The sequence below is a fragment of the Acidovorax sp. KPB24-03 genome, from assembly GCF_057546605.1.
Genome location: NZ_BAAJYR010000120.1, coordinates 1 through 10,480, shown reverse-complemented (window position 1 = coordinate 10,480; position 10,480 = coordinate 1). Strand labels below are relative to the sequence as shown.

General features: G+C 67.7%; 9 protein-coding genes and 1 tRNA gene. 3 read left to right on the top strand and 7 right to left on the bottom strand.

Features of this window, described 5'->3' with window-relative positions:
• Positions 1-268: 268 nt before the first annotated feature.
• The 6 genes from mdoH to AC27KI_RS13815 form a co-directional block, all read right to left on the bottom strand.
• Positions 269-2,341 carry a glucans biosynthesis glucosyltransferase MdoH gene (gene mdoH, locus AC27KI_RS13840; RefSeq protein ID WP_487089481.1) on the bottom strand — a complete coding sequence of 691 codons (2,073 nt, stop codon included), beginning with the start codon at positions 2,339-2,341 and terminating at the stop codon, positions 269-271.
• A 404-nt stretch (positions 2,342-2,745) separates the two neighbouring features.
• A complete protein-coding gene (locus AC27KI_RS13835; protein WP_284429443.1) occupies positions 2,746-4,146 on the bottom strand; it encodes a sigma 54-interacting transcriptional regulator in 1,401 nt (466 codons plus the stop codon).
• Positions 4,147-4,165: 19 nt separating this feature from the next.
• Positions 4,166-4,873: a hypothetical protein gene (locus AC27KI_RS13830; RefSeq protein WP_487089480.1), complete on the bottom strand. Its 708-nt coding sequence runs from the start codon at positions 4,871-4,873 to the stop codon at positions 4,166-4,168.
• Entirely contained in the window at positions 4,863-6,323 is a 1,461-nt protein-coding gene (locus tag AC27KI_RS13825; protein ID WP_284429596.1) for an ATP-binding protein, read from the bottom strand. The genes AC27KI_RS13830 and AC27KI_RS13825 overlap by 11 nt, the downstream gene beginning before the upstream one ends.
• 11 nt (positions 6,324-6,334) lie before the next feature.
• Entirely contained in the window at positions 6,335-7,678 is a 1,344-nt protein-coding gene (miaB, locus tag AC27KI_RS13820; RefSeq protein WP_487089479.1) for a tRNA (N6-isopentenyl adenosine(37)-C2)-methylthiotransferase MiaB, read from the bottom strand.
• 116 nt (positions 7,679-7,794) lie between these two features.
• A complete protein-coding gene (locus AC27KI_RS13815) occupies positions 7,795-8,217 on the bottom strand; it encodes a hypothetical protein (RefSeq protein ID WP_487089478.1) in 423 nt (140 codons plus the stop codon).
• A 125-nt stretch (positions 8,218-8,342) separates the two neighbouring features.
• Between AC27KI_RS13815 and AC27KI_RS13810 the strand changes: the two genes are divergently transcribed.
• Positions 8,343-8,419: transfer RNA gene (locus AC27KI_RS13810), tRNA-Met, on the top strand.
• A 228-nt stretch (positions 8,420-8,647) separates the two neighbouring features.
• Here the strand turns inward: AC27KI_RS13810 and AC27KI_RS13805 are convergent.
• Entirely contained in the window at positions 8,648-9,043 is a 396-nt protein-coding gene (locus AC27KI_RS13805) for a winged helix-turn-helix transcriptional regulator (RefSeq protein ID WP_487114301.1), read from the bottom strand.
• A 79-nt stretch (positions 9,044-9,122) separates the two neighbouring features.
• Here AC27KI_RS13805 and AC27KI_RS13800 point away from each other — a divergent pair, with 79 nt between their 5' ends.
• Both AC27KI_RS13800 and AC27KI_RS13795 read left to right on the top strand, forming a co-directional pair.
• Positions 9,123-9,998: an SDR family oxidoreductase gene (locus AC27KI_RS13800; protein WP_487114299.1), complete on the top strand. Its 876-nt coding sequence runs from the start codon at positions 9,123-9,125 to the stop codon at positions 9,996-9,998.
• A gap of 182 nt (positions 9,999-10,180) precedes the next feature.
• Positions 10,181-10,480 (top strand): LysR family transcriptional regulator (locus AC27KI_RS13795; RefSeq protein ID WP_487114297.1); only part of this gene is annotated, 300 nt, incomplete at its 3' end.

The window sequence follows — 10,480 nt, the reverse complement described above, 5'->3', positions numbered from 1 at the left end:
TGATGGATCTGTAGGCACGGACGGCGGTGTTTTGCTATAAAAAATGTAGCGATATGCCCTAGTGAATCATGCGCTGGAGCCCGAAAAGACTTTGATCTGTCGGCGCCTGCGCTTGGTGGATGGAACCCGATCTCCGAGCTTGGCCGATCGCCACGCGCTCGCACCGGCCCGGTCACCATTCACCTTCCCATAGAAAAAGCCGACCCGAGGGTCGGCTTTTTCATTGAAGCGCCGCGGTGGGTGGCGCGCGTTGGCAGGTGGATGCCGTTCAGGCCGCCTTCAGCACCGGGGCTGCGGAACGCAGGGGGCGGTTCTTCAGCTGGGTGGCATGCATCCATGCGCGGCGCAGGACGGGCGGAGACCATGCCTCTTCGGGGATCAGCAGCAGGCGCTGGGCCCGCACGGCACGGCCCAGGGCGATCTGGCTGGAAACCACCACCAGCGGGATGGACAGGGCCAGCGGCAGGCCGACGGGCATGAGCCAGATCAGCGCGCTCGGGTCGATCAGCGCCACGCCCAGGCCCAGCAGGGCGATCACGCCGGTCATCGGGGCCAGCTGGCGAACCGCGTCGCTCCAGGGCACGGCATTGGCTTCGCGGGGAGGCGATTTCCATTCCAGCTTCAGGCCGGTGAGGGCGATGATCACGAACAGCGAATGGGCCAGCATGCGGATCGGGGCCTGCAGGATGGCCAGCACGCTTTCCAGACCGGCGCTCTTGATCAGGCTGGCGCTGCCGCCGTACTGCTTTTGCTCGCCCTTCATGAAGATCGCTGCCACGCCCAGGGCGCGGGGCAGGAACAGCATGCACAGCGTCCAGGCCCACAGCGCCATCAGTTCGCTGGGCAGGATGTTCCAGTCGGACACCAGGCGGGCGCCGGCCAGCCACAGGGCCGTGCCGAAGGTGATGAAGGCCAGCCACAGGGGCGCCGACAGGTAGGCCATCGCGCCGGTGACGAACATGGCGCGGTGCACGGGGTGGATGCCGGGCTCGGCCATCAGGCGGGCGTTCTGCAGGTTGCCCTGGCACCAGCGGCGGTCACGCTGCAGCTCGGACAGCAGGTCCGGCGGTTGTTGCTCGTAGCTGCCGACCAGGTCGGACACCAGCCACACATGGTAGCCGGCACGGCGCATCAGGGCCGCTTCCACGAAGTCGTGCGACATGATGCCGCCGCTCATGCCGCCGGTGCCCTTGATCGGGGCCAGCGCGCAGTGTTCCATGAAGGGCTGTACGCGGATGATCGCGTTGTGGCCCCAGTAGTGGGACTCGCCCAGTTGCCAGAACTGCATGCCCAGCGTGAACAGGCGGCCCGTCACGCGGGAGGCGAACTGCTGTGCACGGGCGTGCAGGGTGACGTGGCCGATGGCCTGGGTGGCGGTCTGGATGATGCCGGCGCGGGGATGCGCTTCCATCAGCTTGGCCATGGAGACGATGCAATCGCCGCTCATCACGCTGTCGGCGTCGAGCACGACCATGTAGCGGTAGTCCTTGCCCCAGCGGCGGCAGAAGTCGGCCACGTTGCCGGCCTTGCGGTGGCTGCGGCGGGTGCGCAGGCGGTAGTACACCTCGACCTGCGGCTGGTTGCCGTTGGCGGCCAGGGCGGCGCGCAGGTCTTCCCACGCGGCGCGCTCGGCGGCGGCGATTTGGGGGTCGTAGCTGTCGGACAGCACGAACACGTCAAAAGTCTTGGCATGCCCCGTGGCAGCCACGGATTCGCAGGTGGCGCGCAGGCCGGCGAACACGGTGGAGACGTCCTCGTTGCAGATCGGCATGATGATCGCCGTGCGTGCATCGGCGTTCAACGGGTTGTTGCGCACGCTGGCGGCGGACAGCGCGTGCGCGTCGCCCCGCAGCATGACCCAGAAGCCCATCACGCCGGTCAGGAAGCCGGTGACGACCCAGGTGGAGAGCAGGGCGAACAGGGCGAGTTGGCCGTATTCGAGCCAGGCGCTGTCGTAGCTGGGCTGCACGCCTGCGAACAGCGTGGTGGCGAGCGCGCTGCTGGCCACGGTCAGCAGCATGAACACCAAGCGGCGCTGCTGGGCGGCCTGTTGCCAGGTTTCGGTGATTTCGGAGCCTTCCGCGGGGCGGTTGCGCTGGCCGTTCAGGCGCATGAGCAAGGCGGTGCCGATGCTGTTCCAGAAGCCGCGCCATGGCAGGGGCGCCATGGAGCCGCGGTGCACCGGCGGTGCGGTGAGCGAGTTGGGGTGGCGTTCTTCGCGCAGCGTGCTGCGGTCAGAGGCCACCGGCCGGGGGTACGTGGCGCCGCGCCGCGCCACCACGGCGGGGGCGTGCGCAACAGCGCCGACACGTCCTGCACGGGAAGATTGATGTGGGTCCATGGTTCCCTCACTGCGAAGTTGGGTTGTCGTTGGGAAAGAAGCGGCCGTCCGGCTTTCGGCGACAAACGCGCCGAAGGCCGAGGACGGGGCCGGACGCGCAGAGGTTTCGCCCCGGGCCGCCTGTGCCGGTGGCTGTCCTGCAGCCACTGCTGCTGCAGGTGTCCGGTTCGCATCAGCGCGGTGCGCCGGGCGGGCGGTGGAGGAGGAAATTTCTTGCGTCATGCCGGTCTATAGGGCAAACCCTGTGCCAGCTTCTAAAAGTCTTTTTAAATCAAAGACTTGCGACGTTTTTGGCCTGTAAGTGGTTGTGCGGCGCAGCAAAACCACCTGAAAACGGCCGAATCTGTCGGGATTCAGCGACCCATCCCTCGGTTGGAAACCAAATTTCCTTTTAAATCAACAACTTAGTCCTGTCGCTCATCGGCGACATCGTCTGCCGCACCCGCATCGGCCTTGAAATTGCCGGGGGTCAGCGCGTGCTTTTGCAGCAGCCGGTAGAACTCGGTGCGGTTGCGCTGCGCCAGGCGGGCGGCGTCGGCCACGTTGCCGTCCGTCATCTTGAGCAGGTCCACCAGATACTCCCGTTCGAACCGCTGGCGGGCCTCTGCGAAGCTGAGCACCTGGGCCGAGGGCGTGCGCAGGGCGCGCTGTACGAGGCCCAGCGACACCAGGGGCGTGGTGGACAGGGCGCAGACCTGTTCCACCACGTTGAAGAGCTGTCGCACGTTGCCGGGCCAGGCGGCCGTGGTCAGCGCCTTCAAGGCCTCCGGCGAGAAGCCGGACAGGCGCTTGTCGTACTTGCGGGCCAGGTTGTCCAGGAAGTGGTTGGCCAGCAGCGCGATGTCCTCGCGCCGGTCGCCCAGCGTGGGCAGGGTCAGCGTGACGACGTTCAGGCGGTAGTAGAGGTCTTCCCGGAACTGGGCGGCGGCCATGGCCGTCTCCAGGTCCCGGTGGGTGGCCGAGATGATGCGCACGTTCACCGGCGTCGCCTGGCTCGCGCCCACCGGGCGCACGGCACGCTCCTGCAGCACGCGCAGCAGCTTGACCTGCAGGGCAGGCGGCATATCTCCGATTTCGTCGAGCAGCAGCGTGCCGCCATCCGCCGCCTGGAACAGGCCCTTGTGGTTGGTCACCGCGTCGGTGAATGCACCCTTCATGTGGCCGAACAGCTCGGATTCGAGCAGCGCTTCGGGAATGGCGCCGCAGTTGACCGCCACGAAGGGCCGGTTGGCGCGCGGACTGGCGCGGTGGATGGCGCGTGCCAGCAGTTCCTTGCCGGTGCCGCTGTCGCCCAGCAGCAGCACGCTGGCATCGGACTGCGCCACCATGTGGGCCTCGGCCAGCAGGTCCGCCATGCGGTTGGAGCGGCTGATGATCTCGGCGCGCCAGGCGTCGTCGGCGCGGGTGGCCTGCGCCGTGGGCGTGCTGAACGCCAGGGCCTGGGCGATCTTGTCCAGCAGGTCCTTGGCGTCGTAGGGCTTGGTGAGGTAGGTGAAGACGCCGCGTGCCGTGGCCTCCACTGCGTCGGGGATCGTGCCGTGCGCGGTCAGCAGGATGACCGGCAGCGAGGGGTGGCGCGAGCGCACCTCGTCGAACAGCGCCAGGCCGTCGCGCCCCGGCAGCCGGACGTCGCTCAGCACGAGCTGGGGACGGTCGATGTCCAGCTGCGCGAGCGCGGCCTCGGCGGACGTCACCGCCGTGACCTCGTATCCCGCGCCCTGCAGGCGCAGGGACAGCAGCCGCAGCATGTCGGCGTCGTCGTCCACCACAAGGATGCGTTGGCGGTGTCCGGAGGAAGCTTTCATGGTGGCGATCGGTTGGCGGTCAGCGTTGGGGTTCTGCGGCGGGAGGGGGCTGCGCGCCCTTGGCGGGGTCGTTGACGCCGCCGGGCCGGGCGTTCAGGCTGCGCTCGATGGCGCGCATGGCCTCCAGCCGGTCGTTCAGCTGGTCGATCCGCCGCTGGGCATCGCGCAGTTGCTGGTTCTGCCGGTCCAGCTGGTCTTCCAGCCGGCGCTGCTGCAGCAGCCGTCCTTCCAGCAGGCGGGCCAGCGGGTGCAAGGCCGGTGCGGGCGCCGTGGTATCGGCCATCACGCGTTGCACCAACCCGAGGGCCCGGGCCGTGTCGGGCGGCTGGCGCGTGTGCATGAGCACGATGGCCAGCTGCAGCGGCTTTTCGGGCGACTGCTGCTGCGCATTGGACAACTGCGTGATCTCGGCGGCAAGCTCCGCCGTGCCCATGCTGCGCACCTTGTCCGCGTACTGCAGCATCTGCCGCGGAACGGAAGGGCGCTGGCTGCCGTTGTCCTTGCTGGCGGGTTCGGACACCGGTGCGGGGGGCTCGTCGGGCTCTTCCTTCGGCGGCGGGGCGGTGGGTGCAGGCACTTCCACGGGCGGGGGCGGAGGAGGCGGCGCCGGCGGTGGATTGGCGCAGCCCGTGCTCAGCAGGGCCACCAGCAGCAGGCCGGCCGGCCCGGCGCTGCGCGCACCGAAGACCACTCGCGGGACGGAGTGCGACGGGAAATCAGGAGACATGGGGCAATTCAATGCGGAAGGGGGTGCGTTCGCCGTCTTCCACAAGGGTGACGTGGCCGCCGTGGGCGCTCACGTATTCCTGGACGATGGACAGGCCGATGCCCGTGCCGCGTGCGGCGTCCTCGGGTTGGCGCACACCCCGATAAAACGGTTCGAAGATGCGGGAGCGGTCATTCTCATGCACTCCGGGGCCGTCATCCGCGAAATCGATGCGAATCCGGTCGGGAAAACGTGACAAGGTGATCCGAATCGTTCCGCCGCGCGGCGAAAACCGGATGGCGTTCGACAGCAGGTTGCTGACCGCCGGGGCGATCTTCTCCGCGTCGATCTGCAGCGCCACCGGCGCGCCCTCCACCACCACGTCGAGCTTCTTGGCCTGCCAGTGCAGGCGCTGGGCCTCCACCTGGCTTTCGATGAGCGCGAGCAGGTCGGTCTCCGCGCGGCGCAACTGGCGCGCTTCGAACGCCGCCGCGTTGAAGCGCAGCAGCGCCTCGATCTCGCCCTGCAGCACCAGGGTGTTCTGGTGCAGGATGTCCACCACCTCGCGCTGGCCTTCGGTCAGCTCGCCCGTCACGCCGTCCTGCAGCAGCGCCACGCCTTCGCGCATCGAGGCCAGCGGCGTCTTGAGTTCATGGGAGACGTGACGCAGGAAGCGGGCCTTGTCGGCATCCAGCTCCAGCAGCCGCATGCGCAGCCATTCCAGTTGCTGGCCCACGCGGCGGATGTCCACCGGGCCGGAGAGGTCCACCGCCTGCGACAGGTCGTTCTCGCCCAGCAGGCGGATGGCGTGCTCCATGCGCTTGAACGGCCGGGCCAGCCAGATGCCGAAGGCCAGCGCCAGGGCGAGCGCCAGCACGATCACGCCCACCACCTGGTGCGTCACCTCGCGCCGGCTGGCCTCGATCTTTTCCAGCAGTTCGGTGCTGCGCTGCGCATTCATGTCCTGCACGGTCTGGGCGATGGTGCCGTTGAGCGCGTCCAGTTCGAGGAACAGCGCCGCCACCACCCGCTCGTTTTCCAGCGACAGCGCCGCGGGGCCGTCCAGCAGCGACGTGACCTCGCCCAGGTGCTTGCGCCACTGGTTGGGCAGGTCCGGCGGCAGGCCCTTGGCCTCCAGTCGCTGCAGGATGTCGCGGGCCTCGCGCGAGACCTCGTCGAACCGCCGCCGCAGCGACTTGTCGGCCAGCACCAGCGACTGGCGCGCTGCGCGCTCCAGCGTCTGGCTGCGCCCGTTCAGGCTCTGCGCCGAGGCGTTGAGCTGGATCGCCTCGGCCGCGCCGTTGCGGCTTTGGCCCATCAGTTGCTCCAGCGTGAAGATCGCCCGCAGCGAACTGGCGCCGAGCAGCCCGGCGATCAGCAGGAAAGCCAGCAGCATCATCTGCTGGAACGACAGGCCACCGAGCGCAGCCACCCCTTGCTGCCGGCGCAGGAAGCGCATCGCGAATGCCATGCCCATGCGGCTCAGTGCGCCAGCGCCGGTTCGCGCACCACCACCTCGCCGCGCAGGGTGTAGGCCTTGGCCTCGGTGATGGCCACGTCCACCATCTGCCCGACCAGCCGGGGCTGGCCGACGAAGTTGACGACGCGGTTGCATTCGGTGCGGCCCATCAGCTCGCTGGCGTCGCGCTTGGAGGCGCCTTCGACCAGGATGCGCTGCACCGTGCCCACGCGGCTTTCGCTGATCGACTTGATGTTGCCGTTGATCACGGCCTGCAGTTCCTGCAGGCGGCGCAGCTTCACCTCGTGCGGCGTGTCGTCGTGCAGGCTGGCGGCCGGCGTGCCCGGGCGCGGGCTGAAGATGAAGCTGAAGCTGTTGTCGAAGTGCACGTCGTCGATGAGCTTCATCATCTTGCGGAAGTCCTCCTCGGTCTCGCCTGGGAATCCCACGATGAAGTCGCTGCTCATCGCCAGGTCCGGCCGGATCGCGCGCAGCTTGCGCACGGTGCTCTTGTATTCCATGGCGGTGTAGCCCCGCTTCATGGCCATGAGGATGCGGTCGGCGCCGTGCTGGACCGGCAGGTGCAGGTGGCTGGCCAGCTTGGGGATGCGCGCATAGGCCTCGATCAGGCGCGGCGTGAATTCGTTGGGGTGGCTGGTGGTGTAGCGGATGCGCTCGATGCCTGGAATGTCGGCCACGTATTCCAGCAGCAGCGCGAAGTCGGCGATTTCCGCCGTGTCGCCCATCTTGCCCAGGTAGGCGTTCACGTTCTGGCCCAGCAGTGTGATCTCTTTCACGCCCTGGTCGGCGAGCCCCGCGACCTCGACCAGCACGTCGTCGAACGGCCGGCTCACCTCCTCGCCGCGGGTGTAGGGCACCACGCAGTAGCTGCAGTATTTGCTGCAGCCTTCCATGATGGAGACGAAGGCGCTGGCGCCTTCCACGCGCGCGGGGGGCAGGTGGTCGAACTTCTCGATCTCGGGAAAGCTGATGTCCACCTGCGGGCGGCGCTGCACCTCGCACTGGGCCAGCAGCTCGGGCAGGCGGTGCAGCGTCTGCGGGCCGAACACCACGTCCACGTATGGGGCGCGCTTGATGATCTCGGCGCCTTCCTGGCTGGCCACGCAGCCGCCTACACCGATCTTCACGCCCCGCTCTTTCAGGTGCTTGATGCGCCCGAGGTCGCTGAAGACCTTCTCCTGCGCCTTCTCGCGCACCGAGCAGGTGTTGAAGAGGATCAGGTCCGCCTCGTCCACGTTCTGCGTGGGCTCGTAGCCCTGGGCGGCATGCAGCACGTCGGCCATCTTGTCCGAGTCGTACTCGTTCATCTGGCAGCCGAAGGTTTTGATGAAGACTTTTTTGCTCATGGGGAATCTCTGGTGTCGGTAGCGCTGCCCGCGGCCAATGGCGGGCGGGGCCGGTCGTGCGGCTGGAAAGGGATGGCGCACCCAGCGGCCGCAGCGCTGGCGGCGCCAGGGCCTATTTATCGCTTGGGAATCTCGGATTCGAAGATGAAATTGCGGTCCGTCGACGTCGCACCCTTGCGCGGCTGGGCCGCTTCATCCTTGCTGAGGATCCAGGCGGTCAGCAGCATGCCGGTGCTGGCCTCGACGACATAGTTCACCGTGAACTTCTGCCCGATCACCGAGTGGGCCATGACCAGCGTGTTCTGTGGGCTGAGCAGGCGCATGCCGGGGGCCATGCGGATGGCCTTGCCATCCAGTTGCGCATCGACGGTGCTGTTGATGGCCAGCGTACCGCGCAGGGCATTTTCAGGAAAGGTGCGCACGCCGCCCAGGGGGGCGACCACCTGGGCCGCGGCGGGCAGGACCGCGCCGCAGAGCAGGGCGCTGGCCAGCAACGGCGTGAAGAGAAAGGAAAAACGAGCAGTGGGGCAGCGGTTCATGGTTTACATCCAGGGGCTGGGGGCGCGATTTTACGTGCAGGCCCGAGGCGATCGCCGGCCGCGTTGGAAGAGGCGACAAGAAAAGTGTTGAACGCCAAAAAAGTCGCGCTATAATTGAGGGCTTAGGCGCTTTAGCTCAGTCGGTTAGAGCGATGGAATCATAATCCACAGGTCCGCGGTTCGAATCCGTGAAGCGCCACCAAACAAAAAAGGGGCTGCGTGCAAACGCAGCCCCTTTTGCTTTTTCGGCCCGCTGGCGGGCAAGGGATGGTGGTGATTCATGCTTCCCTCGTGCCCCATGGCCCCGGAGCCCGGCGGCCACGAAAGCCGCCGTCCAGTCACCCCATGGCGGCGGGCGCTACCGCCTCTGCCGGCCGTTGCACCGCCGCGCCATCGAACCGTTCCCGCGCACTGCGGATGCTCCGATGGTTCATTTCCGCCCACTGCAGCAACTGCGACAACGGCGCCAGCACCGACTGCCCCAAGCCGACAGCCGGTACTCCACACTGGGTGGCTTGGTCGGAAAGACGTGCCGGGTCAGCAGGCCGTCGCGCTCCAGGGACCGCAGGGTCTGGGCCAGCATGCGCTTGGAGATGTCGGGCACGGCCCGTTGCAGTGCGCCGAAGCGCAAGGGGGCCGGGGCGAGCGTCAGCAGGATCAGCGTGGTCCATTTGTCGCCGATGTGGTCCAGCACGTCGCGCACCGGGCACTGGCCGAGGTCCAGCCCGTCGGGCCGCTCGCGCATCCAGGCCTGGGTGGCGGCCAGGGCTTCGAGGGCCTCGGGGGCGGCCGGGGCAGGGGGGTGAGCGTCAGGTAACCAGGGCATGAAAAGCTGCCTTCTTGTGGAAGTTGGGGCGGTTCCTAATATAGACCTCCTCTCCAATCCATACCCAGAGGATCTTTGCATGTCCACTTCTTCCCCCCGCCTGCTCGTCACCGGTGCCAATGGCCAGCTCGGCCGCCTCGTCATCCAGCAGCTTCTCACGCGGGTGCCGGCCTCGCAGATCGTGGCCTCGGTGCGCAACGTGGAGAAAAGCGCGGCCGTGCTGCCCGCAGGCATCGAGCTGCGCCAAGCGGACTACGGCGATGCGGCCTCGTGGGATGCCGCGCTGCAGGGCATCGACCGCGTGCTGTTGATTTCTTCCAGCGAGGTTGGCAGCCGGGTCGCGCAGCATGGCAATGTCATCAGCGCGGCAGCCCGGGCAAAGGTGCAACTGATCGCCTACACGAGCGTGCTGCATGCCGACGTGTCTCCGCTGGGCTTGGCGAAAGAGCATCTGGCGACCGAGGTGCTGCTCCAGGAGTCGGGTGTGCCCTTCGTGCTGCTGCGCAACAGCTGGTACACCGAGAACAATCTGATGGGCATTGCCGATGCGCTCGGCCGCGGCGTGCTGGTGGGCAGCTCGGGCGAAGGCCGGTTCGCTTCGGCGTCGCGGGAGGACTACGCCGCCGCGGCTGCCGCCGTGCTGGCCGCGAAGGACAGCCATGCCGGCAAAGTCTATGAACTCGCGGGCGACGATGCCTACACCCGGGCCGAGCTGGCGCAGGAAGTGTCACGCCAGGCCGGCAAGCCGCTGGCTTATCAGGACATGCCCGAAGCCGCCTACCGCGACCTGCTGGTGCAGGTGGGGCTGCCTGCGCCTGTGGCCGAGATGCTCGCGCAAAGCGACGCCAGCGCTGCCAAGGGTGCGTTGTTCGACAGCGGTCGCCAGCTCAGTGCGCTGATCGGCCGGCCCACGACGCCTCTGGCGGCGTCGGTGAGCGAAGCCCTGAAATCCTGAATTGGCAGGCCCAGGCTATCCCCACCCCCGCGTAGATCCCGGCCGGTCGCACGGCCGGGCGTTGCCGAAGGCGAGCGTCAAGCCCCCGCTTGCGCCCCTTCGGCATTTGCATATGTGGTCAAAGTATTTGTAATTCGCATGCAAGGGCCTCATGATTTCACAAAACGCATGAAATCAAGCCCATGGAATTGCGCCAGCTCGAAGCCTTCGCCGCGGTGATGTCCACCGGCAGCGTGACCGCGGCCGCGCGCCTGCTGGACCGCTCGCAGCCCTCCGTCAGCCGCTCGCTGCAGGAACTGGAGGCCGAGATCGGCTACGCGCTCTTCGCCCGCGGCGGCCCGCGCGTCACGCCGACCGAGCAGGGCTTTTTGCTGTACGAGGACGTGGAGCGCGCACTCGGCGGCCTGCGGCAGATCCGCGATCGCGCCGCCGAGATCGCGCGCGGCGAAGCCCGGCCCCTGCGCCTGGCCGCCACCTCGGCG

Coding starts and splice junctions, on each gene's coding strand:
- AC27KI_RS13805 (WP_487114301.1), bottom strand. CDS start 9,043: ATGCCCTGGTTACCTGACGCTCACCCCCCTGCCCCGGCCGCCCCCGAG.
- AC27KI_RS13815 (WP_487089478.1), bottom strand. CDS start 8,217: ATGAACCGCTGCCCCACTGCTCGTTTTTCCTTTCTCTTCACGCCGTTG.
- AC27KI_RS13825 (WP_284429596.1), bottom strand. CDS start 6,323: ATGGCATTCGCGATGCGCTTCCTGCGCCGGCAGCAAGGGGTGGCTGCG.
- AC27KI_RS13830 (WP_487089480.1), bottom strand. CDS start 4,873: ATGTCTCCTGATTTCCCGTCGCACTCCGTCCCGCGAGTGGTCTTCGGT.
- mdoH (WP_487089481.1), bottom strand. CDS start 2,341: ATGGACCCACATCAATCTTCCCGTGCAGGACGTGTCGGCGCTGTTGCG.
- miaB (WP_487089479.1), bottom strand. CDS start 7,678: ATGAGCAAAAAAGTCTTCATCAAAACCTTCGGCTGCCAGATGAACGAG.
- AC27KI_RS13800 (WP_487114299.1), top strand. CDS start 9,123: ATGTCCACTTCTTCCCCCCGCCTGCTCGTCACCGGTGCCAATGGCCAG.
- AC27KI_RS13835 (WP_284429443.1), bottom strand. CDS start 4,146: ATGAAAGCTTCCTCCGGACACCGCCAACGCATCCTTGTGGTGGACGAC.